General features: G+C 64.1%; 27 protein-coding genes. 15 read left to right on the forward strand and 12 right to left on the reverse strand.

All coding sequences use genetic code 11. From position 1 onward, the window contains the following. The first annotated feature begins 89 nt into the window (after positions 1–89). The 5 genes from DCG74_RS22640 (at position 90) to DCG74_RS22660 (ending at position 4,320) form a co-directional block, all read left to right on the forward strand. Entirely contained in the window at positions 90–2,012 is a 1,923-nt protein-coding gene (locus DCG74_RS22640; protein WP_172788553.1) for an FAD-binding monooxygenase, read from the forward strand. Between the two features lie 143 nt (positions 2,013–2,155). Continuing rightward, on the forward strand, positions 2,156–3,187 hold the full coding sequence (locus DCG74_RS22645; protein WP_172788554.1) for an SH3 domain-containing protein: 1,032 nt from the start codon (positions 2,156–2,158) through the stop codon (positions 3,185–3,187). 222 nt (positions 3,188–3,409) lie between these two features. Next, positions 3,410–3,637 carry a hypothetical protein gene (locus DCG74_RS22650; RefSeq protein WP_246571636.1) on the forward strand — a complete coding sequence of 76 codons (228 nt, stop codon included), beginning with the start codon at positions 3,410–3,412 and terminating at the stop codon, positions 3,635–3,637. Between the two features lie 129 nt (positions 3,638–3,766). Continuing rightward, a complete protein-coding gene (locus DCG74_RS22655; RefSeq protein ID WP_018322958.1) occupies positions 3,767–3,973 on the forward strand; it encodes a hypothetical protein in 207 nt (68 codons plus the stop codon). Between the two features lie 47 nt (positions 3,974–4,020). Continuing rightward, positions 4,021–4,320 carry a hypothetical protein gene (locus DCG74_RS22660; protein WP_246708992.1) on the forward strand — a complete coding sequence of 100 codons (300 nt, stop codon included), beginning with the start codon at positions 4,021–4,023 and terminating at the stop codon, positions 4,318–4,320. Positions 4,321–4,329: 9 nt separating this feature from the next. On the opposite strand, the gene DCG74_RS22665 is transcribed toward DCG74_RS22660, so the two are convergent. Next, entirely contained in the window at positions 4,330–4,674 is a 345-nt protein-coding gene (locus tag DCG74_RS22665) for a multidrug efflux SMR transporter (RefSeq protein WP_025035970.1), read from the reverse strand. Between the two features lie 148 nt (positions 4,675–4,822). Beyond that, positions 4,823–5,488, reverse strand: a complete 666-nt coding sequence (locus tag DCG74_RS22670) for an O-methyltransferase (RefSeq protein ID WP_172788555.1) — start codon at positions 5,486–5,488, stop codon at positions 4,823–4,825. Positions 5,489–5,586: 98 nt separating this feature from the next. Between DCG74_RS22670 and DCG74_RS22675 the strand changes: the two genes are divergently transcribed. Together DCG74_RS22675 and pdxY are read left to right on the forward strand one after the other, a co-directional pair. Further along, positions 5,587–6,219 carry a TetR family transcriptional regulator gene (locus tag DCG74_RS22675; RefSeq protein WP_172788556.1) on the forward strand — a complete coding sequence of 211 codons (633 nt, stop codon included), beginning with the start codon at positions 5,587–5,589 and terminating at the stop codon, positions 6,217–6,219. A gap of 58 nt (positions 6,220–6,277) precedes the next feature. Next, positions 6,278–7,096 carry a pyridoxal kinase gene (pdxY, locus tag DCG74_RS22680; protein ID WP_172788557.1) on the forward strand — a complete coding sequence of 273 codons (819 nt, stop codon included), beginning with the start codon at positions 6,278–6,280 and terminating at the stop codon, positions 7,094–7,096. Between the two features lie 4 nt (positions 7,097–7,100). Here pdxY and DCG74_RS22685 read toward each other — a convergent pair whose 3' ends face one another. Next, the gene (locus DCG74_RS22685; RefSeq protein WP_172788558.1) at positions 7,101–8,423 is read right to left on the reverse strand and encodes a hypothetical protein; all 1,323 of its coding nucleotides are present in this window, start codon (positions 8,421–8,423) and stop codon (positions 7,101–7,103) included. Positions 8,424–8,666: 243 nt separating this feature from the next. Here DCG74_RS22685 and DCG74_RS22690 point away from each other — a divergent pair, with 243 nt between their 5' ends. Continuing rightward, a complete protein-coding gene (locus DCG74_RS22690) occupies positions 8,667–8,870 on the forward strand; it encodes a hypothetical protein (protein WP_172788559.1) in 204 nt (67 codons plus the stop codon). A gap of 22 nt (positions 8,871–8,892) precedes the next feature. Here the strand turns inward: DCG74_RS22690 and DCG74_RS22695 are convergent, their stop codons facing one another. Continuing rightward, a complete protein-coding gene (locus DCG74_RS22695) occupies positions 8,893–9,243 on the reverse strand; it encodes a zinc ribbon domain-containing protein YjdM (protein WP_100234511.1) in 351 nt (116 codons plus the stop codon). A gap of 402 nt (positions 9,244–9,645) precedes the next feature. Between DCG74_RS22695 and DCG74_RS22700 the strand changes: the two genes are divergently transcribed. The 5 genes from DCG74_RS22700 (at position 9,646) to DCG74_RS22720 (ending at position 12,819) form a co-directional block, all read left to right on the forward strand. Next, on the forward strand, positions 9,646–10,050 hold the full coding sequence (locus tag DCG74_RS22700) for a VOC family protein (protein WP_172788560.1): 405 nt from the start codon (positions 9,646–9,648) through the stop codon (positions 10,048–10,050). 115 nt (positions 10,051–10,165) lie between these two features. Beyond that, complete coding sequence (locus DCG74_RS22705) at positions 10,166–10,801, forward strand: cell envelope biogenesis protein TolA (protein ID WP_172788561.1); 636 nt, start codon at positions 10,166–10,168, stop codon at positions 10,799–10,801. 128 nt (positions 10,802–10,929) lie between these two features. Beyond that, on the forward strand, positions 10,930–11,466 hold the full coding sequence (locus tag DCG74_RS22710) for a helix-turn-helix domain-containing protein (protein WP_257187398.1): 537 nt from the start codon (positions 10,930–10,932) through the stop codon (positions 11,464–11,466). A 243-nt stretch (positions 11,467–11,709) separates the two neighbouring features. Continuing rightward, positions 11,710–11,991: a hypothetical protein gene (locus tag DCG74_RS22715; RefSeq protein ID WP_172788634.1), complete on the forward strand. Its 282-nt coding sequence runs from the start codon at positions 11,710–11,712 to the stop codon at positions 11,989–11,991. Positions 11,992–12,312: 321 nt separating this feature from the next. Continuing rightward, positions 12,313–12,819: a hypothetical protein gene (locus DCG74_RS22720; RefSeq protein WP_172788635.1), complete on the forward strand. Its 507-nt coding sequence runs from the start codon at positions 12,313–12,315 to the stop codon at positions 12,817–12,819. A 189-nt stretch (positions 12,820–13,008) separates the two neighbouring features. On the opposite strand, the gene DCG74_RS22725 is transcribed toward DCG74_RS22720, so the two are convergent. Then, a complete protein-coding gene (locus tag DCG74_RS22725; protein WP_246709000.1) occupies positions 13,009–14,043 on the reverse strand; it encodes a hypothetical protein in 1,035 nt (344 codons plus the stop codon). Positions 14,044–14,279: 236 nt separating this feature from the next. On the opposite strand from DCG74_RS22725, the gene DCG74_RS22730 reads away from it, so the two are divergent. Next, positions 14,280–14,570 (forward strand): hypothetical protein, encoded by a 291-nt coding sequence (locus DCG74_RS22730; protein ID WP_172788636.1) that lies wholly within the window; start codon positions 14,280–14,282, stop codon positions 14,568–14,570. 141 nt (positions 14,571–14,711) lie between these two features. Here the strand turns inward: DCG74_RS22730 and DCG74_RS22735 are convergent, their stop codons facing one another. The 6 genes from DCG74_RS22735 to DCG74_RS22760 all read right to left on the reverse strand — a co-directional run bounded on the left by DCG74_RS22735 (position 14,712) and on the right by DCG74_RS22760 (position 22,991). Continuing rightward, on the reverse strand, positions 14,712–15,560 hold the full coding sequence (locus DCG74_RS22735; RefSeq protein WP_246709001.1) for a phasin family protein: 849 nt from the start codon (positions 15,558–15,560) through the stop codon (positions 14,712–14,714). A 21-nt stretch (positions 15,561–15,581) separates the two neighbouring features. Beyond that, a complete protein-coding gene (locus DCG74_RS22740; RefSeq protein WP_172788637.1) occupies positions 15,582–16,784 on the reverse strand; it encodes a calcium-binding protein in 1,203 nt (400 codons plus the stop codon). A 333-nt stretch (positions 16,785–17,117) separates the two neighbouring features. Further along, positions 17,118–17,633: a ParB N-terminal domain-containing protein gene (locus DCG74_RS22745; protein WP_172788638.1), complete on the reverse strand. Its 516-nt coding sequence runs from the start codon at positions 17,631–17,633 to the stop codon at positions 17,118–17,120. Between the two features lie 218 nt (positions 17,634–17,851). Then, complete coding sequence (locus DCG74_RS22750; protein WP_172788639.1) at positions 17,852–18,277, reverse strand: hypothetical protein; 426 nt, start codon at positions 18,275–18,277, stop codon at positions 17,852–17,854. 140 nt (positions 18,278–18,417) lie between these two features. Next, on the reverse strand, positions 18,418–19,215 hold the full coding sequence (locus tag DCG74_RS22755) for a hypothetical protein (RefSeq protein ID WP_175422603.1): 798 nt from the start codon (positions 19,213–19,215) through the stop codon (positions 18,418–18,420). 5 nt (positions 19,216–19,220) lie between these two features. Beyond that, positions 19,221–22,991, reverse strand: a complete 3,771-nt coding sequence (locus DCG74_RS22760; protein ID WP_172788641.1) for a vitamin B12-dependent ribonucleotide reductase — start codon at positions 22,989–22,991, stop codon at positions 19,221–19,223. Positions 22,992–23,759: 768 nt separating this feature from the next. Here DCG74_RS22760 and DCG74_RS22765 point away from each other — a divergent pair. Then, positions 23,760–24,656 carry a DMT family transporter gene (locus DCG74_RS22765; protein ID WP_172788642.1) on the forward strand — a complete coding sequence of 299 codons (897 nt, stop codon included), beginning with the start codon at positions 23,760–23,762 and terminating at the stop codon, positions 24,654–24,656. Between the two features lie 19 nt (positions 24,657–24,675). Here DCG74_RS22765 and DCG74_RS22770 read toward each other — a convergent pair whose 3' ends face one another. Further along, on the reverse strand, positions 24,676–26,475 hold the full coding sequence (locus DCG74_RS22770) for an adenylate/guanylate cyclase domain-containing protein (protein WP_172788643.1): 1,800 nt from the start codon (positions 26,473–26,475) through the stop codon (positions 24,676–24,678). Positions 26,476–26,480 lie beyond the last annotated feature (5 nt).

Genomic DNA, 26,480 nt, shown 5'->3' on the forward strand with positions numbered 1-26,480 from the left:
CGGGCAGGGGCGCCGCGGGTCGTTGACAAGCATACTGATAGTCAGCATACTGAGCAATATTCAAGCAGAAACTGGCGGGAGAGGTGCTCATGCAATTCCATCTCAATGGATTTCAGCCGGGCGACCCTGAAATCGCCGATCCTGCCGCGCGCGTTCAGGCATCGGGGGCGGCGGGCGCCGTGCCTGGCGAGGTCGATGTCCTCATCGTCGGCTGCGGGCCGGCGGGCCTGACGCTCGCCGCCCAACTCGCGCAATTCGCTGACATCAAGACGTGCATCGTCGAGCAGAAGCCGGACCGCCTGCTGGTCGGCCAGGCCGACGGCATTGCCTGCCGCACCATGGAGATGTTCCACGCCTATGGCTTCGGCGAGCGCGTGCTGAAGGAGGCCTATTGGGTCAACGAGACGACGTTCTGGAAGCCGGATGAAGGGACGCCGGAGAAGATCGTCCGCAGCGGCCGGGTGCAGGACGTCGAGGACGGGCTGTCGGAATTCCCGCACCTCATCCTGAACCAGGCGCGCGTCCATGATTGCTTTCTCGACGTCATGCGCAAATCGCCGGCGAAGCTCGCGCCGTATTATAGCCGACGTGTGCTTGATCTGAATGTCGATCCCGCCGCCGCTGCCGACGATCATGCCGTGACCGTGCGCCTCGAACGCGTCGATGCCGCAAACGAGGGCAATGTCGAGACGATCAGGGCCCGCTACGTCGTCGGCTGCGACGGCGCCCGCAGCACGGTGCGCAAATCAATCGGTCGCGAGCTGCACGGGGATTCCGCCAATCACGCCTGGGGCGTGATGGACGTGCTGGCGGTGACTGATTTTCCCGACATCCGCTTCAAGTCGCTGATCCAGTCGGCGAAGGACGGCAGCCTGCTGATCATTCCGCGCGAAGGCGGCTACATGGTCCGCATCTATGTCGAGCTCGCCAAGCTTGATGCCGGCGAACGCGTTGCCAATCGCAACATCACGGCCGACGACGTGATCGCGAAAGCGCAGCGGATCCTGAAGCCGCATCGGCTCGAGGTGAAGGAAATCGCCTGGTGGTCGGTCTACGAGATCGGCCAGCGCCTCACCGACAAGTTCGATGACGTGCCGGAAGGCGAGGTCGCTGCGCGCCTGCCGCGCATCTTCATCGCCGGCGATGCCTGCCACACCCACAGCCCGAAGGCGGGGCAGGGCATGAACGTCTCGATGCAGGATGCCTTCAATCTCGGCTGGAAGCTCGCGGCCGTGCTGCGGAGACAGTGTGCGCCGAGCCTCTTGCATTCCTACTCGGCCGAGCGCCAGGCGGTCGCGAAGGAGCTGATCGATTTCGATCGCGAGTGGGCGGGGATCCTCGCCTCCGCCGCCAAGGCCGGCGGCGCCGATGCCGCCAAGACGCAGGACTATTTCGTCCGGCACGGACGCTACACGGCGGGTACGGCAACGCATTACAGGCCTTCAGTGCTGACAGGCGCGGCCACGCATCAGCATCTCGCGCAGGGCTTTATCGTCGGCAAGCGCTTCCATTCCGCGCCGGTGATCCGGCTGGCGGACGCCAAGCCGGTGCATCTCGGCCACGCGGCGCAGGCCGACGGACGCTTCCGCATCTACGCATTCTCGCCCGCTGAGAACCCGGTTGCGTCGGGCTCGGCCATTCGCGCCTTGTGCAATTTTCTCGCGGAGTCCCGGAAATCACCGATCCGTCGGTATACTCCTGTTGGAGCCGACATCGACAGCGTGATCGATCTGCGCGCGGTGTTTCAGCAGGACCATCGCGAGCTTGCCATCGAGGCGATGCCGGCGATGTTGCTCCCGAGCAAAGGCCGTTACGGCTTGCACGATTACGAGAAGATGTTCTGCCCTGACCTCAAGAGCGGCCACGACGTTTTCACGATGCGCGGCATCGATCGGACGGCCGGCTGCATGGTCGTGGTGCGGCCCGACCAGTATGTCGCGACCGTGCTGCGGCTCGACGATTTTGCCGGGCTCGCTTCCTTCTTCGACGCCTTCATGCTGCCGGTGGAGTGACGCCGAAAGCGCCGTGCCGATGAACGATGGATGAATATTGAACTTCGCGCGTGCGCGCGTTCTCAATCTTTCTGCTGATGCGATGATGACGGGCGGAACGCTCGTTCCGCCTGCGCGTTCCGTCGAAAGAGGAGGAACACGCCATGAAATTCAGAAGCGTTCTGGTTGCCGCATTGCTACTCGTCCCGACAGCCGCGCTGGCCGCGCCGGGCATAGTGACCGTCTCGACCGGCTTGCGGGCCGGGCCGGGCACGGGCTTTCCCCTGGTCGATCGCATCCCCGGAGGCGCCCGCGTCAACATCCATGGCTGCCTGCGCGGCAAGGCCTGGTGCGACGTCAGCTTCTCCGACGATCGCGGCTGGGTGTCGTCGCAATATCTCGAATATCTCTACCGCAATCGCTACGTCTATCTCCCCGACTATGTCGACGAGATTGACGTGCCCGTCGTGCCGTTCGTGCTGACCTCGTACTGGTCGAGCTACTATGCGGGACGGCCCTGGTACCGCCGCCACGCTTATTGGAATAATTACTGGAGCTCGCACGAGCGCTTTGCGACGCGGCTGACGCTCGATCCGCGCGCAGCCCGCATCGGTCGCGCGGCGACGCGCGATGCGGCTGTCGCACTCGAGCGCAGCGGCGTGCGCGGCAAGGGCGAGGCCGCCATCTCCGGACGTGACGCCGTCACCGCGCGGCCGGACGCTGCGATCGCAAAACGCGATGCTGCGATCGGAAAGCGCGACGGCGCGATCGCAAGGCGCGACGCTGCGATCGCCAAGCGCGACGCTGGAGTAGCAACCGACCGGACGCGCGCCGGCAGCAGCGAGCGCATCGCGCACGAGCGGGTCAATGTGCAGAGCCGCAATCCGCGCGATGCACAGGCGCGCATGATGCACGAGCAGGCTGCAGGCCGTGCTGCCGTCCGCACCCAGCCGATGCCGCGCGCGCATGAAGCACCGCGCGTGTCGGCCGCGCCGGCCGCGCGGCCCTCGATGCCGCATGCGGCGCAGCCGAGCGTCAGCCATGGTTCGCCGATGAACGCGCATGCGCAGACGCCGGCGCCGCGTGCCGCTGCGCCTGCCATGCCGCACGGCGGTGGCGGCGCTCCGCGCGTCAATGCCGCGCCGCATGGCGGCGGTGCACCGGCGGGCGGGCCCGGCGGGCACCAGAAGCACTAGCTCCCACGAAAGCCCGGCCCTCGTGCCGGGCTTTCCGCTTGCGCGCCCTCCGGTTCCGTGCGCGTACAATTTAAGAAAGTTCTTCGCGGGCAGATTTCATCGATCGTAAGATGTCTATCCAAAGCTGTAAGCATCCACTCGGGGCAGCGGGGGCACCGGAGGATGACGATGAGACAGAACCAAGCGGAGACGCGCCGTCAGCAAAATGTCGCGAAGCGGTCGATGACCAAGGAGGCCAAGCAGCTGGCCGGCTTGATTGCCGGACTGCGGGAATCCCTCGAGGAGATCCACAAGGAGCGGGCGGGTGCCAAGCTCTCGGGCGCAGAAATGGGACTACTGGATGAGCGTCGCAACAATCTGCTGCTCACCATCGCAGCCCTCAATGACCGCCTCTCGGCGGTGCAGGGCCTGATCAATCTCGGCCGCCCTCATATTATCCGCGTGCACTAGCGCCGATCCGAGGTCACGAGATCGGCTCTGTTGCGACGGCACGGGGCCGGCCACAGGCCTCGTGGACGGCACCAAATTGCCACGCTCCCGGCGAATTGCCGCCAAAGCCCGCTGCCACGAGAAGGCCGGGTGCAGGGCGACGCAAGGGGATGCGAATTGGCCTACAAGATGGTCGCAGAACGCGACAACGAGAAGTACAGTTTCGCCCGCGAGAGCCGGTTGCTCATCGTGGCGAAGGCGAAAGTGTGGGCGAGCGAAGGATGGCGGGTGGTCATCACCGACCAGGATGGCAAGGCCTACGCGCCACCCGAATTCGATCAGCTGTCCGCAGCGTGATGGTGGGGCGGGGCCTGACTGCGCCTCTGCTCATTCTAGCGGCTGCCATGCTGCCGGCGACGGCCGCCGTCGCGCAAAATCTGGATGCCGGCAAGTCGCCCGCGAAGCTGTTCGCCGAAGGCTGCGCGACCTGCCACCGCAGCCCGCGCGGCTTGGCCAAGGGACGCTTCAGCCTGACGCTGTCCTGGTTTCTGAGGGATCATTACGTGACCAGCTCCGATTCGGCGAAAGCGCTCGCCGCTTACCTGGCATCGGTTGATGAGCCGCCGCCCAGGGGGGCGGCCAAGCCCGGTGCCAAGGCGCCCCGGTCCGCCCCGCGTCCGCCCACGCCCGCCCCGAGCCGGTAACCGCGCGCGTCAACGCACCGTGGTCTCCGAGAACAGGTTGATGATCACGACCCCTGAGACGATCAGCGCAATGCCGACGAAGGCTGCGGCGTCCAGGATCTGACGGAACAGCACGAAGGAAACGGTGGCGGTCAGGATGATGCCGACCCCGCCCCAGATCGCATAGGCGATGCTCAACGGGATGACCCGGATCGCCACCGAGAGCGCATAGAACGAGGCGACGTAGAACAGCACCATCGCCAGCGTCGGCCAGGGACGGGTGAACTGGGCGGATTGCTGCAGGAACGCCGACGCGGTGACCTCGAACACGATGGCGAGGGCGAGAGCCGTATAGGCGTTGAAGGCGGAGGTCATGAGCCTCTCGGCGTGAGGAAGATACCGCGCGGCTGTCGCGAATATCACGTGGGAATGACGAACCTGCGACATGGCCGACGGGCTGACGGGAGGCCGCCGCGCGACGATCGTGCGGCGGCTCGAGATGGCCCGATTCTTCGACCCGGCCCTAACTGATCCGTAGCGAGAGCTCGACGTCTTCGGCAAAGGGAGTGGACATATAGCCGCTGCCGGGCGCGCGCACCCGTGCCAGATAGTCAGGGCTGTCGTCGGCATTGTCGGCGACGATGATCGCCCCCGGCCGCAGACGGCCTTCGACCAGATCCAGGATCTCGGGGTAGAGCGCCTTGGCACCGTCGAGCAGTACGAGATCGATCGTTTCGGGCAGGCCGGTGCTGAGCGTCTTCAGCGCGTCGCCTTCGCGGATGTCGACGAGATCGATCAAGCCGCCGGCCGAGAGGTTGTCTCGCGCCCGGGCAACCTTGGACGGCTCGAACTCGCTGGTGACGAGGCGGCCGCCGCCATTGTCGCGCAGGCCTGCGGCAAGGTGCAGTGTCGAGATGCCGAACGAGGTGCCGAACTCGACGATGGACCGGGCGCGGGAGCTACGTGTCAGGATGTAGAGCAGCGCTCCGGTCTCGCGCGAGACCGGAAGCGGTGCGTCCTTCAGGCGTCCATAGAGATTGCGATATTCGGTCTTGCTCCGCATCATCCGCTCCCGCTCTGCGTCGGACAGGTCTGCGACTGCGGCTTCCGTTGCTTCGCCTGCTGCCTCGGCTTCGCCGAACAGACGATCCAGCAGCGGCGCAAGCGAAGTGATGGTCGGGATGGTCATCGAAGTCTCCAGAGTTTGGCGAAAGAAGCGCGTGCTTGCGCGCCGATTGAAATACGACTAATTCGTCGCGTTTCCTATTCGCATTGCCCGAGCGAGCCATGGCCGACCGTCGAAGCCGTTCAATTTCCTCACGAAAACAGCCGCAGCAAGCTCGCTCGACGGAGCTGGTGGCGGCCATTCTGGATGCGGCTGTTCAGGTTCTAGCGAAGGAGGGCGCGCAGCGTTTCACCACGGCGCGGGTGGCGGAGCGGGCCGGGGTGAGCGTCGGGTCGCTCTATCAATATTTTCCAAACAAGGCCGCGATCCTGTTTCGTCTCCAGAGCGACGAGTGGCGGCATACGAGCGAGCTGCTGCGCGGTATCCTCGCGGATCGCGCCAAGCCGCCACCGGCGCGGTTGCGCGCGCTGGTCCATGCCTTCATCCGCTCCGAGTGCGAGGAGGCTGCGATGCGCACGGCCCTCAACGACGCCGCGCCGCTCTATCGTGACGCGCCCGAAGCGCGCGAGGCCCGGGCGGCCAGCAGGGGCATCGTCGATGTCTTCATGCGAGAGGCGCTGCCCAAAGCTTCCAATGCGACGCGCGGCCTCGCCGGCGAGCTGATCACGACCACGCTCAGCGAGGCCGGCAAGCGATTTTCGGAGACCCGGCGCAGCGAGGCCGAGATTGCGCGCCATGCCGACGGGCTGGCCGACATGTTCTGCGCCTATCTCGGGGAATTGGCCCGACGCTGAAGCGCGAGATCCGGGCGACACTTGCATCGCCCCGCGTTTGTCCGTACGGACCTCCTTCATGCTCGTCATCTCGATCCAGAGCCAGGTGGTCCACGGCCATGTCGGCAACAGCGCGGCCGCGTATGCCATGCAGGCGGAGGGCGTGAACGTTGCGGCGGTGCCGACGACGCTGCTGTCCAACCATCCGCGCTATCCGAGCCTGCGCGGACGTGTGCTGGAGACCGAGCTGGTCGCCGATCTCCTGAAGGGTGTCGAGGAGCGCGGCCTGGTCGACGAGGCTGCGGTGCTCGTCACCGGCTATCTCGGCTCGCCCGGCAATGCCGCCGTGATCGCCGATTTCGTCGAGCGGGCGCGCACGCGGAATGCGAAGCTCGTCTATCTCTGCGACCCCGTGATCGGTGACGACGGCCGCGTCTATGTCGCGGACGGCATTTTGGACGTGGTCCGGCACCGGCTGCTGCCGGCGGCGAACCTGACGACGCCGAACCAGTTCGAGCTCGAGCTGCTCTCTGGAGCGACGATTGCAGATGCCGAGGGCCTGAGTGCGGCGTGTGCGATGCTGGCAGGGGCGGGCCGCACCGACGTCGTCGCCACCGGCTGCACCCTCGCTGACACGGCGGCCGGGCAGGTGGAGACGATCCTCTGCAGCGACGGGCGATTGTCGCGCTTTGCGACGCCGCGCCTGCCGATCCGCCCCTACGGCACCGGCGATCTCCTCACCGGGCTGATCGCGGCGCATCTGGCCAAGGGCGAAGCGATGGGCTCGGCCGTGCGGCGCGCGGTCGACACGGTTTTTGCGGTGCTGGTGCGGACGCAGGACGCCGGCTCGGCCGAGATGCGGCTGGTGCCGCTGCCGACGGCGGAGCGCAAGCCGTAAACCGTCAGGTCGCGCGCTTGACGGCCGATTGCGCCGATTTCTGCGGCTTGGCCGGGCTCTTCTGCTCGCGCGCGGCGTGGGCCTTCGGCGGCTTGGCGCTGGCGATGGCGCGCGGCTTCTTCGGTTTGGCGCTGGCAACGTCCTTGCGATCGGAGGTGCCGCGCTTCGAGATATATTCCTTGCCGTCGATCGGGCCGACATGCGGCGGATCGCGGCCGAGATAGGGCCTGCCGATGCCGAACGCCTTGCCGTTGGCATCGACCCACTTCCACAGGATTTCGGTCGAGACCCAGCGCTGCGCCCGGTTATTGCCTTGCGTGCTGACGATATCGGCGGCCATGCCGTGGCCATACCCGCCGCGCGTGCTGCCGCCGTGATAGGAGCGGTTGGACGCGGCCTTCAGGCCGCTTGCGATCGACTGGCGATAATCGTCGCGGAACGCGCTGGTGATGCCCGGCGACAGGCCGGCGGCTTCGGCCGCGAGCATCATGCGGAACAGCTTCTGCTTGAAGCTCTTGTCCATGCCGCCGATGACGTAGTCCATCATCGACATGCCGGCGCGCTCGGCCGCGTTCGGATCCTTCCAGGTGAAGTCCTGATCGACCAGCTTGGTGAAGCTGCGCATCACCGTGACGGTCTTGCCCTTGCGCTTGATGGTGACCGCGCGCCGCTCCTGAACCTTGATCGTGTCTTCCTTGGCGGTGCGCTGATAGAGCGCCCAGAGATAGCGGTCGATGCAGGTATCCATGACGAAGCATTCGTCGAGCACGGCGACGGTGTCGGCGGGCGGAGACGCCTTGCTCGCAGGCGCGACAGGACCGCTCGCGATCGCCGCGGGCGACAATGCGTCCGTCGTCACGATCTCGGTGGGATCGGCGGATGCGAGCTTGACGGGGTCGGGCAGAGGGGCGGGGGCAATCTCGCTGACGATCGGCTCCGGTTCGGGGGAGATCTGCGGCGCGGGAGCAGGTTCCGCCGGCAGGATCAGCACCGGGTCGGCCGAGGCAAGCTTGACGGTGGAGGCGGGCTGCTCGGGCGTTGCCTCTGCTGGCGTAGCAGGGGTGGCAGCGACGGCGGCAGCGATGTCGGCGGTCAAGGCGAGGCCATCCTCGATGGTCGCAGCGCGCGGCACGTCGGCGAGGTCGATGCGGCCGAGATCCTTGGCGTGATCCTTGGCGTGATCCTTGGCGCGCGAGATGGCGGCTGCATTGGCACCGCTGTTCTCGATCAGCGCAGGCGCATAGGCCGAGAGAGACAATGCGAGCCAGCCGGCGAGAACGGCCGAGGGACACGACACCGCCACCAGAAGAGACCGCCGATCGTTCATGATCCCTGCCTCCAAACGGTCTGTTCGAAGCATCTGGCTCGAACAGTGGTGATGCAAACAGTCTGACGAAACAGTCTTGCACGGAAAGGCACGCAGCACGCCCATTGTTCGGGCCACGTTGTGGCGGCGCAATGGCGCAAATCGGCGGTTGCGGGCTTTTCGAGGCAGGTGTTGCCCAGGTGCAACGCCCGGTTCCATGCGGCATTGCCGCAACTTTGTTGCTGCTGGTGCGTTGGAGGCGCCATGACGCATCCCTCGCTTCGTCCCATGGACGCCTTCGATCCCACCGAGCCCGCCATCCTGCACGATCGTGTTTCGGGCACGATCATTACCTGGACCGCCGATCAGGCCGAGGACTACCGGCGCGCCAGCCGGCCCGGCGCGGATGGGACCGTGGCCTGGAAGACCTATCTGTTCGATGGCTGGGGCAACGTGCTCGGTGGCTGAGCACCGCCCGCTGGAGCGCGAGCTACGCCTTCCTCACGAACTCCGACTTCAGATTCATCGCGCCGATGCCGTCGATCTTGCAGGCGATGTTGTGGCCATCGCTGGCGTCCTGCAGGCGGATGTTGCGCACCTTGGTGCCGCCCTTGACGACCGAGGACGAGCCCTTGATCTTGAGATCCTTGATCACGATGACGCTGTCGCCGTCGGCAAGCACATTGCCGTTGGCATCGCGCACGCCCGCATCCTGCGCCGTGTCTGCGGCCGCTTCCGCTGCGCCGCTCCATTCATGGCCGCATTCCGGGCAGACCCAGAGATCGCGGTCCTGATAGGCGTGCTCGGAATTGCAGGTCGGGCATTTCATCGTGTCGGTCATGACGGGTCTTGTCTCGCGGGTTCGTTCGCGGCGCGACCGTAGAGGCGGGAACCGGGAAAGCAAGGAAAAGCTGCCAACGGCGTGGGCCGAGGGTTACCTGCCGGTGCGATATCACCGAGAAACGCGCGACGAACGTGGCGAGTGAGGGCGCGGCCAAGCAAGAAGTTTTTCGAAAAACAACCCCATGCACAGTAGACATGCCTTTGGAATCCTGGGGCTTTGTTTATATTCGGTAATCCCGAACGAACATTTGACCCGTCGGGCAAAACAATGGCATGATGCCATGGTGGCGTTCGTCCGTTGCGGGGGGATTCATCAGGGCCGTCAGGTGCGGCACCATCCCGGATTACGCTTGCGCTCCATCCGGGCTAGGCTCGCTTCGCAATCTGCGACGAGCCCCTCATGAGCTTCCTTCTCAACATCGATGTTCCCGACGTGGCCAAAGCCACGACGTTCTACACCGAAGCCTTTGGCCTCACGGTCGGCCGTCGCTTCGGCGCCGACTTCGTCGAGCTCAACGGCTGGCCGGCGCCGGTGTATCTCCTGACCAAGCAGGCCGGCACGGTCGGCGCCGGCGGCGATCGTCGCCGCTATGAGCGGCACTGGACGCCGGTGCATATCGACGTCGTCGTCGACGATGTCGACGCAGCCGTCGCGCGTGCGCTCGCTGCGGGTGCGATCCTCGAGGTGGGCGCGCGCGATGCGCCCTATGGCCGGATCGCGATGCTGGCCGATCCGTTCGGGCACGGCTTCTGTCTGCTGGCGTTCAGCGCGCAAGGCTATGATGCGCTGCTGGGACGTGAGTAGCCCAGATAGTGCGTGAGCGTAATCCGGGGCCGAGCGTGCTGCGCCAGCCCGGATTGCACTTTGCTCCACCCGGGTTACGCTCGCGCGCGGAAAGCTGCGCCGGCATCGGAGCGACATGCCAAAGAAACTGAAGACCTACCAGACCTCGCTCGGCTTCTACGATCAGGCGATCGCCGCGCCCTCCATGAAGGCGGCGCTTGCCGCCTGGGGCGCCAGCTCCAATCTGTTCCATCAGGGCGTTGCGAAGGAGACGGACGACCCAGACATCGTCGCCGCGACCATGGCAAAGCCGGGTGTCGTGCTCAGGCGTCCGGTCGGCTCGGATGGCCCGTTCACCGAAAGCGCGGAGCTGCCGGCCGATCTCGGCGAGGGCGAGACGAGGCCCAGGAGAAAGTCGAAGATCAAATCGGGATCGCAGAAGCGTCCGGCCAAGGCGGCCCGGACAGCATCGCGCGCGATCGATGATGCGGCGGCCCGCAAGGCCGCGGCGGCGTTCGAGAAGGAGGAGCGACGGCGCGAGGCAGAGCGTGCCAAGGAAGAGGCCGCCCGCGCCAGGGAGCGCGCACGCCGCGACAAGGCGGTTACTGCTGCGGAAGCCGCGCTCGACAAGGCAAGGCGCGAGCACGACGCTAAGGCCGAGGCGATCGAAGCCGAGCGCGCCGCGCTCGATGCGCGCGCCGAGGCCGAGCAGGAGCGCTGGGACAAGCAGAGGAAGAAGCTGGGAGAGGCCCTGCGACGCGCGCGCGAGTGACTTTCGCAGGTGGGGAGGAATTTCTTTACCATGCCGTCCGGTCCCCGCCGTTTCGCCCGACGTTTAGGAGTTGAGCCAAAATTCCGCGCTATCTTCGCCCCGATAGGAATTGCGCTTCGGGAGCCGTCATGGGTGATCATCGCGCCGCAGTCAGGCATCACACGCTGAGGACCGGCATCGTCGAATTCGACAATGGCAGCGGCGGCACCGTCAGCGTGCCCTGCACGATCCGCGACGTCTCTGGCACCGGCGCGCGGCTGGAGCTCAATTCGTCGCTGTGGGTCGCCGAGCAGTTCACGCTGATCTTCATGAGCGGCCTGCGCAAGGGCTGCCGCGTCGCCTGGCGCAAGGGCCGGCTGATCGGCAGCGCGTTCGCGGACGGCTATGCGAGCGCGGACGAGCAGGCGGTGATGATGACGACGGAGGAGCAGGCCCGGCACCGCCGCGGCATCGGCGCCCGCGTCAAGGCTACGCGCGAGGCCCGCGGCTACACCACGGCCCAGCTCGCCGAGCACCTCAGTATCACGCCGGCCTTCGTGGCGTCGGCCGAGCAGGGCGAGGCGGACATTCCGCTGTATCAGCTGATGCACATCGCCGATCTCTTGATGGTCGGCCTCTACCGGCCGGTGGCGGGGGCGGCGGCGGAGGAGGTGGATGCGGTGTAGGGCTTCGTGGCGGCGCCGTCTGCGCTACGCTCGCCGCTCTATCCCCGTCATTGCGAGCGAAGCGAAGCAATCCAGACTGTCTCCGCGGAAATATTTCTGGATTGCTTCGTCGCAAGAGCTCCTCGCAATGACGGGGAGAGGTCGGAGCGCCAAAGCCGACAGCCATGATGTCCGCACCTCGCGCGAAATTTGCTTGCCTTGCGTGGCATCCTTTTGCACTCTTTGAGCGAAGGAGACCAACGCATGACAAAGATGACCGCCGCCTTTGCGCTCGGAACGGCGCTCGTGCTGAGCAGCCTTGCAACATCGGGTGCGGAGGCGAGGGCGCGGAAAGCCGTCGTCGTTCGCGCCCCACAAGAGCGGCTCATCGTCACGGCGCCCGTGCTGAGGCCGACGCCGTGGGATTACAACATCGTCCCGCGCTATCGCTATCGCCCCGAGGACGACAAGGTCGATCCCTACGGCCCGCCCTTCGTGCCGTCCTACGTGCGCTATGAGGGATGGCGCTGGCCGTATTGGTGGTAGCCGACGATTCGCAGGGTGGGCAAAGCGACTTGTCCGCCGTAGCTCGAAGAGCGAAGGCGGAAGCGTGCCCACCATTGCGTGTGATTGGTGAGAGTACGTGGGCACGGCGCAAGGGCGCCTTTGCCCACCCTACGGCACCACGTCATTTGGTACGCGGACAAATTGAAGTTTGATGCCTGCCCATCTCTGCGTGCAGGGATTGCGATTGGGCAAAAATGGCAAAGTGGAGACTGTCAAGAATACATAGAGGTAGAACGGCACTTATCCCCGTAATAAACCCAATGCTGCTTGGGGTTCTGGGCGCGTATTGGGAGAACAGTCATGGCAAGTGTCGAACAATTGCACAGACGGGACGGAGTGAACTTGGTCCAACTCGAAGCCGATATCAGTTCGATCCGGTCGGGAAGCTCCATTACTTCAATTAATCTGCCTGATTACGTCGAGCACACCGCGGGCGTGTCGCGCGTCGGTGCGCTCAGTGCCGAAGCGGTCATTCGCGACTATGAGTCCGCTGCGAAAGAGATCGAGGCCATGGGCACCGAGTTGATCGACGCCGCGCAAAAATGCGAGGCGCTGACGGCGCAGGTTCATGATGCGATCGCCTTCATGCGGGAAACGGCGGCCGGCTATCGTGAAGAGGGACGGAAGATCTTCAAGCGTATCGAAGAATGCGCGCTGTTCACCGAAGACGTTCGCAAGACCTGCGAACAGGTCAAACGCAGAATGACTGACGTCTCGTTCGGCCCATCTTCCGATGAGGAGCTGGCGCCGCAAGAGCCCGAGCTGACGGGGATCGCGGCCAAGGTGACGATGAGCGAAGTCCGGTGAGGGGAGCGTAGGTCCGTCGGGTGGGTTAGCCCTGTGATTGCGCGAAGCGCAATCACTCGGCGTAACCCACCCCATCTGCCTCCGCGGAAATCAAGGAGGCGGGTTACGCCAGCGGACTGCGCATCGCGCCGCCGCAGGCTAACCACCCTACGGCACTTCAAATCCAATCGCGCCCTTCGCGAAACGGGCTCACCAATCCGGATCGCCGTAATAGGGGCCGGCCATATAAGGCGGCGGCATCCAGGGGCCTCGCGGTGGCCTGGCGCGCCGTGGCGCGGCCTCTGGTACGTGCGCCCGGGCACGCGCATCGTTGTTCACGACGCTGCGCACGACGGGCTTGGCGGTCGCAGAGGCGGATGACGCCGATGACGCGCTCAGTTGCGTTTGCAGCGCCTGGACCTGCGCGGCGAGGCGCGCATTGTCCGCCGCATCTTTCTCCTGCGCGCCCCTGAGCTGTTCGATGGTGGCGGCCTGGTCGCGCAGGGTCTGCTCGTTGCGGCTCTTCAGCTGCTCGAGCTTGCCGCTGATGTTCGCAAGCTCGCTCGTGATGGTCTTGAGCGATTGCGCGAGCTCGGACGCTGACGGATCGGCCGCCGCGGCGGCAGGCCTGGAAGTGCTTTCCGCGTCCTTGGGCCCCGGCGGCGCGGGCACCGGGCTCGACTCATCCGCGGCCGCCAGCAGCACCGTCGCCGGCTGCGCCGGATTGTCCGCCGCGGACGCCTGTGGGGGTGTGCTCGCGGCCGGCGGAGCCCATCGCGCCATGATCGACTTGCCGATCGATGTCGCCTCGTCGCTATATTGCGAGGCGACGGCGGCACCGAGCAGGCCGATCGCCAGCACGAGAATGACCAAAGCGCGCATCATGGCCTTGTCTCCCCTCAGGCCCTGATCGCGAGGCTTGGTGCTTAGAGGCTTGGTGTTGAGAGGCTTGGTGTTTGGCGGCTTGGTGTTTGGCGGCTTGGCATCAGGCGCCGCCGCCTTGTTTGCGGACGTGGCGGCTGCCGTGGCGGCGGCGCTTGCGTGCGAGGTCCGCGGGGCTTCGCTGCTGCGTTCCATTCCGGAAACCAGCCGGTCCAGCCGCGCAAGGTCTTCTTCTGCGCTCTTGATCCGGTCGTAGGCCCGAGTCAGCCCGCTGTCGGCACGTGTCTCGTCCGGCTTCGCTGCATCGGGCTTGGCGTCATCGGCCTTGCCGGTCTCAGGTTTGGGGTCGTTCGTGTCAGGCATCGATGCGCTCTCCATCCGGTCGGGCGTCAATGGGAGGCAGTCCGATCAAGGATAGGTCTCGCCGCTGTCCGACACAACGCGTGTGCAAAGGAGAAATTATGGCGGGCCCGGCACATGATGCGCGACAGGGCGGTGTCGTGCGATCGCCTTGCTGGTCTCACCATGAGCGTTCGCTGAGAGGAACGGGCGCTGGTCCATTCCGTTTTCTTTGAGGGGGCTTGTTCGAGGAGGACAACATGAAAGCAAGGATCATCGCGCTTTCGGCTGCCGTTGTCATGGCTACAGCCCCAGCCGTATTTGCTCAGGGTGTATCGAGCAAGACGCCAGGTCAGGAGATGCAGCAAATGGGTTCCCAGAAGGGCGAGCCGGGCGCTTCCAGCTACGCTCCTGGGCATAAGAAGAAGCATCAGGCGAAGGCCTCGAAGAGCACCAAACCCGGCGCGTCGAGCTACGCTCCAGGACAAACCACAGGTCAAACCACCGGCGCGAGCACGAGGCCGACCACCGGCACGAAGTCGGGGTACTGAACTCCAGGCCGTCCTCAAGCGGGTAGGGTGGGTTAGCTCCGCGACGGCGCAAAGGGCAGTCGCGTAGCGTAACCCACCTCATTCATCTCGGCGCGCGGAGAGCCGGAGGGTTACGCCGGCGCCGCAATACGCAGCTAGCGTTTAGTGACGTAGCGCGCGGATTTCGAGCGTCGTCTGGGTGAGCCTGGCCACGAACCCCTCAAGATGCATGACCCTTTGTCTGGTCAATTGTTCATGCAACTCGGTGATCTTCTGGGATTCGGCGACAAACGAGTCGCATGCCTGTTTCGCATACGCCATCTGAAGCTCAAACGCCTCGACGGGTGAGCGCGCCGTCGCGAGCTTTCCCAGGAAGTTCCAGGCTTGCTCGAGCGACGTCCTGACGTAGTCGCTATAGGCGTCGGCAATCGCCTGCGTGCTGGCCTCCAAGGGTTCGACCGGTGCGACGGGCGGGCTTGCAGCGATCTGCATCCCGGAAGCCTCGTCGGGCAGGGCTACAGCCGACGGTATCTCCGCACTGATCGGTCGGCTCGGCTCTTGCTCGGTCACTTGCTCGATCTTTTGCTCGGTCTCTTGCCGGTCCTCCACCGAGGCATCCGGCAATTGATGCGCTGAACTTGCGCGTTGCTCGCCGGCCCCGGTCCGTTGTCCGGCCTTTTTCTTACCGCCGCGCCGGCCGGATTTTCCTTTTGGCTTGTTGTCCACCGCACTCAACATTGCAAATGGCTCCCGAATATCGATGAAGCCGCGAGCCTCCGTCGCGTTTGCGCTGAAATCGCGATTGTGGGCTGTCGCTTGCGTGGCGGCCATGTGGTGAGATTTTGCCGCTGCATTTTTGGTGCATCCGGCAAAGAGTCGCCGATCGCGATACCTGCGGATGGCCGCCTTTGTTGCCACATCCCACGAGCTCTTTTGCCGAACGCGTAATCCACCATTCTTGCTTCTGCGGAGGCGGGCTACGCCGAGCAGACGCGCTTCGCGCGTCTGCATGGCGAAATCCAACCTGCGCGCTCAGATGAGGAAGTCGGTCGCGTGCAGGCTCGCAGCGTGGACGCCGTCGAGGGTGATGGTGTCGTTCGCCGAGAGGTGAACCACGGCATCGCCGGCGGCATTGTCGTTGATCTGGCTCGACAGCGCCGTCCAGTCAGCAAAGCCGTAATCGTGCACGTCGATCAAATCGTGCTCGGTCGCGGTGCTGCCCATCGCCTTGTTGCCTTGGTCGAAGTCGTTGAGCGTGTCGTTGCCGGAACCTTTGTTGAAGAAGAAGATGTCGCCGTTTCCTCCGCCCCAAAGCTGGTCGTCGCCGGCGCCGCCGTTCAGCGTATCGTTGCCGCCGGTGATCGAGCCTGGTGATGCAGGCGTGTAGATCCGCGCATCGCCATACATGAAGTCCCGGCCGGCGCTGCCGTTGAGAATATCGTTGCCGCCGTGGGCGTGACCCGCCATGATCGGCGCGTCGCCGAACACCGACGAGCTCGCATCCGCGTACTGGCCGGCCATCTTGACGGTCAAGATATCGTCGCCGCCTTGGGTCAGATCCATCAGTGAGGTCGACGAATCCCCCGATAGGCTGGCGCCGGATATCGGGCTGTCGCCGTCCAGGGTGGCGGTCAGATTGTCGTTGCCGCCTTGCGCAAGGCCGCGCATGGCGCCGATCGCGTCGCCGCTGACGGTTGCTCCGCCATCGATGGTGAGAACGCTGACATCGATCGTGTCATTGCCGCCGTGCGAGGTGTCGATCATGGAACCGCCGGCATCGCCCGCGAACAAATTGGCGCCGCCACGCCACCCGATCGAGCCGGTGATGTCGTCATTGCCGCCCCGCGCGTTGCCCGACATGTCGCCCGCGACGTCGCCGAAGGCCGAAACGGTGGTGTAGACGGTGCCATAGGCATCCGCGACGATGGTGTCGTGGCCGCCTTTGGCGTCGTCGATCATCGATTGGGTGTCGCCCACCACGAGCGCGGTGTTCCAGCCACCGCCGATGTCGGCAATGAGCGTGTCGTTTCCGCCTTGCGAGTGACCAAGCAGCGTCGTGTGGTCGTCGCCGAAAACAGTGAGTTGCGTATTGCGCTCGGTGACGGTGGCCGTCACGGTGTCGTTGCCGCCGACGACGTCCGTGCTTGAAGGAAAGCCGGGGTCTCCGTACACGGTCGCGATTTGACCAAACTGGTCGAGGGTGACGTCGAAGGTGTCGTTCGGCAGATGCTGCATGGCGTAACTCCCAGTTCCATTGTCGGAAGCGGGCCCGCGTGCAGATTTTCTTGCAAGTCGCGTTGTTGACCACGCTTCACCGGCAGCATTCTACCTTTGGTCGATGGCAGAGATTTGTAGGAATTCGGGAGAGAGTTTGATCGTGAGGCTGGAACTGCGGGCGCGAGCGTGGAGATGGTGCGTAGGGTGGGTTAGCCCCGCGACTGCGCGAAGCGCAGTTCGCGCGGCGTAACCCACCGCTTCTGTCTCTGCGGATACGAACAGAGGTGGGTTACGCTGCGCTAACCCACCCTACAAGCTACGAGCTATCACCAGAGATTCTGGCGACGACAATCAATAACGCCCGCCGCTGCTCTTCTGCTGCGTGATCCAGTCCGACAATGATTTCGGTGTCGATTTCGCCGTCCGGTCCGCTGATGCCTTCGGATTGTCGCGAGCGCCTTTCGCCGAACGGCTGCGCGGCGCTTGCGTTGCGCCGACGCCCTTCAAGGCAGCCGCCGATGCCTCTGCGGCTTCCTTCTCCAGCCGCAGCTGCTTCAATCGCGCCATCTTGATGCGCTCTGCCTCGACTTCGGGGCGTTCGGCTAGCTGCGGCTTGTGTTGAGCAAGCTCGGCCGGGACCAGGACGCCGAGAATGGTCGTCTCGCCGAGCGCCTTGCAGGCCTCTAACCGATGCAGTCCCTCGACCAGGACGAGGCGGTCTCCGTCGCGCCGAACGGAAATCGGGGCCTGTTGTCCGATGTCCAGAATACTTTCCGCAATCTCTCCGACGATCTCGGGCTTGATAGCTTTCCTCTGCTTCGTGGGAACGAAGATCTTCTCGATCGGGAAGCTTTCCGGTTTGGGCATGACTTTAACTCCGCTTCTACCGGGCACGTCGGAACCGATGACGGTGGGGTTGGGAGTTTAGGGGGGAAGGGCGCGACTGCAAAGGCAATTTCGGCGGATGAGCAGCGAAGTGGGATCCAATCTGCGACGGAGGCGATAGAACTCGGTATAGCGAAGCGAAACCCGTCAATAGCCGTCGCGGGATGATGTGTTTCGCAAGGCTCTACTCATGCTACGAGCTAGTTGACGAGACCCATGTTTGTGAACGTCAGACGGCTCGCAGTAACCTTGGTGCCGATAATTGCTACCAAATCGTGTTCCCCTTCGACGGGTCTCAAAAGGCGATCGGTTTCAACCGATAGTTTGGTGACTAGAGAGTCGTCCTGGAGCAAGCAATGGATCGGATCACTCGAGCTTGCGTTTTCGAAATGCTTCTGTTGTGAAGGCGGCGGCATTGCTAAGGCGTCAAGGAGAGTCTTGATACGGTTATCAATGTCCCCACCATCGCCGATCAGTTGACCTGGTGCTTGCCTTCGCAAGAACGTGATCTCAAGCTCGCAGAGAAGATCCAGGCGCTTCGAAACAAGGGGTGCAAAGACTGTTGTGCCGCGCGTTTCAAGGATGCCGATCTTGCTTGTAGGGATGTCATATTCTTCCTGCAGCATCTTCTCTGCTTCGGTTCGCAAAGGACAGTGCCGCCAGAGCTCGCGAAGTTGGGGAGCTAGAGCTAGTCGGATCGCGTGAAGCTCGGAAAGGCTTGCTCGCTGTCGTGGTGCGATTGGACCTTCATAGAGAAGTCTAAACTTCACGGCTTCTTCTCCTGTTCGCCCGACGATAAGGTGCCGCTTCGTTCCAATGGACCGGCACCTCTTTGCAGATAACAAAACTCCGACGTCCGAATATTCATGCTTTTCACTAGATTTAAAAATCGCGCAGCCTTCTTGTTCGGCTTGGCATGAGCAGCGAGAATTGCTTGCGCAGTTGCGTATGCACAAATGTCAGCCATATCCAAAAGATAAGCGTAATCCGATGATAGCTCGACTGCATTTGAATGGACGCGAGTGAAGTGTGTGGCTTGTAGGCGCGCGAGACCCCAGTCAATTTTAGTGCGGTCAGTATCGAATGCTAGTTGGTAGGCCGTGCCTTCATGGTGTTGCATGTTCGCAATTGCTGCGAAGCAGGCGAGGCCCGCCAAGTGCTTTTCATTGACGTCAAATGGGGGTCCGTTGACGAGCTTTAGCTGTTGCGGGTAGCGTGTTTGATCGATCCATGCGGAGAACCAGCGCCCTCCCAAATTTAGCATCGAGTTCACGCATTCTTCCAAGAAGGCGTGAACGTCTGCCGGCGAAAAATGCAGGAACGGCGAGCGGCGACGCGCGTCGCCGCTAAACAGGATGCGGCAGTGAATCTTTGCATCCGTTGGGACAGCGCAAGCATCTTTCAGTCGGAATAGCGCGTTCCGAGCCTCTTCGCGCGCGTTAGCCGGGAGCCATAGTATTCCTCCCGTAATGAACTGCTCAGCCTTGCTTTCGTCGCACAACGCAAGAGGCCGCTCAAGTACGAGCGGCCTCGACGATACAGTTGGGGTGTTCGGTCCGGTCAATGGGCTTAGCTGCACCCCGTCGTGCTGCCGCACGTATCGCACTTCATGCACGTCCCATTCCGCACCAGCGTGAAGTTGCCGCACTCTGAGCACATCTCGCCCTCGTAGCCCTTGGCCTTGGCCTCCGCGCGGCGCTCGGCCTTGCTGGGGGCCGCGACCGCGGCGGTGCCGGCCTTGCTCCATTGCAGCTGCTCGAGCTTCTCGGTCGGCGACAGATCGTGCTGGGCTTCCTGCTTCAGGGCGACGGCGCCTTCGATGGTGTCACTGAGGCGGGACGAGGTGCCGTGGGCGGCCAGCGCCGTGACCCGGCTGCCGCCGGAGGGCGCGCTGTCGTTGCCTTGGCTGACCGCGGTCGAGCCGCCGCGCATCACGACGAGGTTGTCGGTGCGCGAGCGGGTGAGGCCGCGCGAGACCAGTTTTGTCGCGTGGTGGCCGCCGTCCTCGTCCGGCTCCTTGCCTTCCTCGACGCCCTTGCCGAGCGCGTCGAAGCCCGTCTCGTTGGGATCGACGTGGGCGAGGTCGAAGCGCGAGAGATAGCTCACCGCCAGCTCGCGGAAGACGTAGTCGAGGATCGAGGTCGCGTACTTGATGCTGTCGTTGCCCTGCACGGGGCCCGCCGGCTCGAAGCGGGTGAAGGTGAAGGCGTCGACATATTCGTCGAGCGGCACGCCGTATTGCAGGCCGAGCGACACCGCGATGGCGAAGTTGTTGATGAAGGAGCGCAGCGCCGCGCCTTCCTTGTGCATGTCGATGAAGATCTCGCCGAGACGGCCGTCATCGTATTCGCCGGTGCGGAGATAGACCTTGTGGCCGCCGACCACCGCCTTCTGGGTGTAGCCCTTGCGGCGATCCGGCATCTTCTCGCGCTCGCGCATCACGACGATGCGCTCGACCAGCTTCTCGACGACCTTTTCGGCAACATGCGCGGCGCGCGCCGCCATGGGCTTCTCGTGCAGCAACTCGACCGCATCGTCCTCGTCCTCATCGTCGCTGATGAGCTGCGAGTTGAGCGGCTGCGACAGCTTGGAGCCGTCGCGATAGAGCGCGTTGGCCTTCAACGCCAGCTTCCACGACAGCATGTAGGCGGACTTGCAGTCCTCCACCGTGGCGTCGTTCGGCATGTTGATGGTCTTGGAAATCGCACCCGAGATGAAGGGCTGCGCCGCCGCCATCATGCGGATGTGACTCTCGACCGACAGATAGCGTTTTCCAATTTTGCCGCAGGGGTTGGCGCAATCGAAGACGGGGTAATGTTCCGCCTTCAGATGCGGGGCACCTTCCACTGTCATCGCGCCGCAGATGTGGACGTTGGCTGCCTCGATCTCACGCTTGGTGAAGCCGACGGCCTGGAGCAGGTCGAAGCCCGGAGCCGCAATGGCTTCGGCGCCGATGCCGAGCTGGTCGCGGATGAAGTCTTCGCCAAAGGTCCACTTGTTGAAGGCGAACTTGATGTCGAAGGCGGTCGGCAGGGCCTTCTCGACCTTGACGATGGCTTCATCGGTGAAGCCCTTTGCCTTGAGGGTCGAGGCGTTGATGCCGGGGGCGTTGGAGAGCGAGCCGTGGCCGACGGCGTAGGCCTCGATCTCCGCGATCTCGCTCTCGCGATAGCCGAGCGCGCGCAGTGCGGCCGGCACCGCACGGTTGATGATCTTGAAGTAGCCGCCGCCGGCGAGCTTCTTGAACTTGACCAGCGCGAAGTCGGGCTCGATGCCGGTGGTGTCGCAATCCATGACCAGGCCGATCGTGCCGGTCGGCGCGATCACCGTGGTCTGGGCGTTGCGATAGCCGTGCTTCTCGCCGAGCTCGAGCGCCGCATCCCAGGCCGCCTGGGCATGGCTGACGAGATCGGCTTGCGGGCAGGAGACGAGGTCGAGCGGCACCGGGTTGACGCTGAGCGCCTCATAGCCGTTGGATTGGCCGTGCGCGGCGCGGCGGTGGTTGCGGATCACGCGCAGCATGTGCGCGGCGTTCTTCTTGTAGCCGGGGAAGGTGCCGAGCTCGGCGGCGATCTCGGCCGAGGTCTTGTAGGTGATGCCGGTCATGACAGCGGTCAGCGCGCCGCAGAGCGCGCGGCCTTCCTTAGAGTCATAGGGCAGGCCCATGGTCATCAGGAGGCCGCCGATATTGGCATAGCCGAGGCCGAGCGTGCGGAACTCGTAGGAGAGCTCGGCGATCGCCTTCGACGGGAACTGCGCCATCATGACGGAGATTTCCAGCACGATGGTCCAGAGCCGGCAGAGGTGCTCATAGCCTTCGACGTCGAAGTGCTTGGTGTCGGTGTTGTAGAAAGTCAGCAGGTTGGCCGAGGCGAGGTTGCACGCCGTGTCGTCCAGGAACATGTATTCCGAGCACGGATTGGAGGCGCGGATGTCACCGGACGCCTTGCAGGTGTGCCAGTCGTTCATCGTGGTGTTGAAGTGCAGGCCCGGGTCGGCCGAGGCCCAGGCGGCGTAGCCGATCTTCTCCCAGAGGTCGCGCGCCTTCAGCGTCTTCGTCACCTTCTTCGAAGTGCGGGCGTTCAGATTCCAGTCGCCGTCGGTTTCCACCGCGCGCAGGAAGTCGTCCCTCAGCGAGACCGAGTTGTTGGAGTTCTGCCCCGAAACCGTGAGGTAGGCTTCGCTATCCCAATCGGTATCGTAGGTGTCGAACTGGATGTCCTTGTAGCCTTGCTTGGCGAACTGGATGACGCGCTTGATGTAATTGTCGGGCACGAGGCTGCGGCGCGCGAGCTTGATTTCCCGGCGGAGCGCAGGGTTCTTCTCGGGGTCGAAGCAATCGTCGCCCGAGCCTTCGCAGTTGACGCAGGCCTTCAGCACCGCCTTCAAGTGCTTCTGGTTGATCTTGGAGCCCGTGACGAGGGCGGCGACCTTCTGCTCCTCCTTCACCTTCCAGTCGATATAGGTCTCGATATCGGGGTGATCGACGTCGACGACGACCATCTTGGCGGCTCTACGCGTCGTGCCGCCCGACTTGATCGCGCCGGCGGCGCGGTCGCCGATCTTGAGGAAGCTCATCAGGCCCGAGGAGCGGCCGCCGCCGGAGAGTTTTTCACCTTCGCCGCGCAGGCGCGAGAAGTTGGAGCCGGTGCCGGAGCCGTATTTGAACAGGCGCGCCTCGCGGACCCAGAGGTCCATGATGCCGCCTTCGTTGACGAGGTCGTCACCGACGCCCTGGATGAAGCAGGCGTGCGGCTGCGGGTGCTCGTAGGCCGACTTGGACTTGGTCAGCTTGCCGGTGAAGGGGTCGACGTAATAATGGCCCTGGCCGGGGCCGTCGATGCCATAGGCCCAATGCAGGCCGGTGTTGAACCATTGCGGCGAGTTCGGCGCGACCATCTGCATGGCGAGCATGTAGCGGAGCTCGTCATAGAACGCCTGGGCGTCCTCGTCGGTCGAGAAGTACTTGCCCTTCCAGCCCCAATAGGTCCAGCAGCCGGCGAGGCGGTCGAACACCTGCTTGGCCGAGAGCTCGCTGACATAGCGCTCCTTCTCAGGCAGCGCATTGAGCGCGTCGGTGTCGGGTACGGAGCGCCACAGGAAGGAGGGGACGGATTCCTCCTCGACCTTCTTCAGGCGCGCGGCAACGCCGGCCTTGCGGAAATACTTCTGGGCCAGCACGTCGGAGGCGACCTGCGACCACTCGCTCGGCACCTCGACATTGTCGAGCTTGAACACGACCGAGCCGTCGGGATTGCGAATCTCCGACGTGGTCAGGCGGAAGTCGATTCCCGCATAAGGTGACTGTCCTTGGGTGGTGTGGCGCCGCTCAATCCGCATTGTCTTGCCCCGTCCTTTTCTTTGACCGGTCCCGCCCCTCGTTGTGGGCGTGCCGGGTCGTCATTGCATCTCGCGGGCGCCTTCAGCCGTTCGGCCTTGGGGCACCGCAGTTCAGCCGGTGGATCCGGCCCTGTTTTTTCCCGGCACGACCCCGATGCGTCGCATCGATCGTCCCGCCGGCATGTCCACACCCATCCGCCCCCAAGGGGATGCGTGCGACATGCGTTCAACGCCCCACAACGTCACTTCGTCTTCGATGCCATCCGAGCCTGTTGCCGGCCCGTTCTGGCGCCCGAAGAGCCTGCATTCCGAGGGCAGACAAGCCCTCATCCGCAGCCTTTGGCCGGCTGGCGGAGCGGAGATTTGCGAGACCCTTTGGGGGAGTGCCGGCGGGACGCAAACTCACTCGCGCCGAACGGACCGAAAGCTAGGACTCTCCGTTGCGCCCGTCAAGAACTAGTGCGAGTTCCTGAATCAAATACTAAATATGGTGGATTGTGGGGGATAACAGGGGTCTTCGCCGCGCCTGTTGTGGACCCAAGTATCAGTGAGTCCTCAGGGATTCCCAACCGAAAAAATTTGCATCCCGTGATGATGCGGAAGCTTCATCCCGCTGTTCACAGGGCAGCTATATTTTTGAGCAATGGGATTGCGTCAGCAGGACTCACGTAGCCCTACGGAAGGTGAGGGCAGGCATGCCCGCCGAAGTGGTGGTGGGACCTGCGAATCCGGGCCAAGCTGACTGTCGATTTTGCCGGACTACCTGACATGCTTGATTCGACGACGCCGGGCGTGCGGCCGCGCATTGCCCCGGCCGGCCTGATGTTCCTTGCGATCACCTCGGTCGGCTGGGGCTTCAACTGGCCGGTGACGAAATTCCTGCTCGCCGAGCTGCCGCCTCTGACGCTGCGCGGGGTCACCGGCGTGCTCGGCGCGCTGCTGCTGGCGCTGCTTGCGGTGATCCGCCGGCAAAGCCTGCAGGTGGAGGGCGCGATCTGGCCGCGTCTCCTCATTTCGGCCGTGCTCAACGTCACCGGCTGGATGGTGCTGATGGGGCTGGCGCTGCTCTGGCTGCCGGCGAGCGAGGCGGCGCTGATCGCCTACACCATGCCGGTCTGGGCTTCGGTCATCGCCTGGCCGGTGCTCGGCGAGCAGCCGACGCTGTTGCGCACGCTGGGGCTGCTGCTGGCCTTCGCCGGCCTTGCCACGATCATGGGCGGCAACGGCTTTGCCGCCAGCGTCGAGAAGCTGCCGGGCATCGTCATGGCGCTCGTCGGCGCATTCGGCTTTGCCGTCGGCACGGTGTTCTCGAAGAAGTACCCGATCCGCCTGCCGCCGATCACGGCTGCGGCCTGGCAGATCGGGATCGGCTGCCTGCCGGTCTCGATCGTCGGCCTCCTGGTCGAGACCACGCATCTGTCGCAGGTGACGCCGCTCGGCTGGTGGCTCCTGGTCTATTCGGTCGTCGGGCAGTTCTGCATCGCCTATGTCAGCTGGTTCGCTGCGCTCGCGCGCCTGCCGGCCTCGGTCGCGGCGATCGGCACCATGGCGGTGCCGGTGATCGGCGTCGTGACCTCGGCGGTGGCGCTGGGCGAGCCGCTCGGGGCAGGGCAGATCGCCGCGCTGCTGCTCACGCTGGCCGCCGTGGTGATGGCGACGCGTTAGCCTTCCGGACTCTGAGATATCAGTGGTCCTGAAGCTCTTTCTCTCGCCGGCGTTGCGCCGAGCCCGGCGGTTTCAACGGCAGGTCAGCAGGTGCGACAGCAAAGACTTCGAGAGCCTGGTCGTAGCCTTTGATAGTCCGCTGTCCGAGCGAGGCCAACGGAACGCTGTCCCTTACCCTTCCGGCGATCGTGGGATCGGCCAGGATCTGCGCGTCCTTCGCGAGATTGCAGAGCCGCGATGCCAGATTCACCACGGCTCCCATCGCCGTGTAGTCCAGCCGACCGTTATAGCCAACCGTTCCTACCGTTGCCGGACCCATGGCAACGCCCACACCAAAGCCGATCGCGTGGCCGGCGTCACACCATTTGCCGGCAAGGGACTGCACCGTCATTTGCAGGTCGATCGCGAGCCGGACCGCTTGCGTTGCCGGCTGTTCGCATGCGATCGGGGCATTGACCAGGAGCATGACTCCGTCGCCATCAAAGCCGATGAGCGTTGCCTCGTGACGAGTCGTCACGGCGCCGACGGCCTCGTAGTACTCTCGCATCACGGCCATGATGACATCGGGTTCATTGCGCGTGGAGAACGCCGTGAAGCCGCGCAAGTCGCCAAAAATGACAGCCACTTCGCGTCGCTGCCCTTCGAGCAGTTCATCAGAATGCTCGACCAATTCGGCGACCTGTGACGGCAGGAACTGCTTCAGCCGTTCGATCCGCGCAGATTTCTGCTGCGAGATCGCCAGTTCAGAAGCCATTTCGTTGAAGCGCAACGCCAGTTGCTGCAACTCGTCACCGCTGAAGATTTTGATGCGATGCTCGAATTGTCCGGTTCTGATCCGCTCCACGCCCTCCTCCAGTTGCTTGATCGGACCGGACATTCTGTGCGCGCGCCAATAGGCGAGCGCCAGCGCGATAAGAACACCAAAGGCAATGAGAATTGACGAGCGCCACAAGGCCGCGCGAATTGATGCAAAGGCTTCCGAGGTCGGCTGCATCGCGATCACCGTCCATCCCACATCGGCGGCCTGAACGGATAGCGCCACCACCGGGTTGCCTCGCTCCCCGGTTATCACCGCCGCTCCGCTCGTCGCGCCAACGAGATGCTTGATCGGGCCAAAACTGCCGGAGCTGGCGCGGCCGCGCAGAACCCGACTGATATCGGGATGTGCGATCAGATGACCGGAATCATCGACAACTATGGCGTAGCCGGTCTCGCCAATTCTAATAGCTGCGATGACATCCCAGATCAGCTTCAGATTGACCTCGGCGATCGCAACCCCCGCGGCCGGCAGGCTCCCGGCAACCGCGATCCTCATATAGGGCTCTGAATCTCGCCGGTACTGAACCGGTCCGTACCAGACTTCGTTGGCGCGTGCGCCCAGAACAGCGGGATCCGTCGACATATCAATGCCGCGCCCGGTCCTGTTCAGAAGCAGCCTGGAAACAAACACCCGTTCGGTGCCGGTCTCATCAAGAAGCGAAACCGAGACGATTGCAGGGACCTGCTGCAGGAGGCGCAAGGCATCGATCTTATGTTGCGCATCGCCTCCGGCAGACCAGGGAAGCTGCACCACCCAACCCAGCTGATCTCGGATGCCATCGGTGAACGCCTCGATCCTGTCGGACGCAGCGCGAGCATCGGCCTGCAGCACCGCGCTGATCTGGCGGCGCTGGTCCCGGTACCCGAAAGAAGCCTCGACGGCCGCGCCGAGTATCAGAGGCACGACCGCAGCGACAAACAACGTCGCGAAGTACTTGCAGAACAGCGAGCGACGCGGAGGCATCGTGCACGAAGAGGACTGCGCAGCACCGTCCGTCATGACTA

The sequence above is a fragment of the Bradyrhizobium sp. WBAH42 genome (assembly GCF_024585265.1).
In the GTDB taxonomy this organism is placed as follows: Bacteria; Pseudomonadota; Alphaproteobacteria; order Rhizobiales; family Xanthobacteraceae; genus Bradyrhizobium.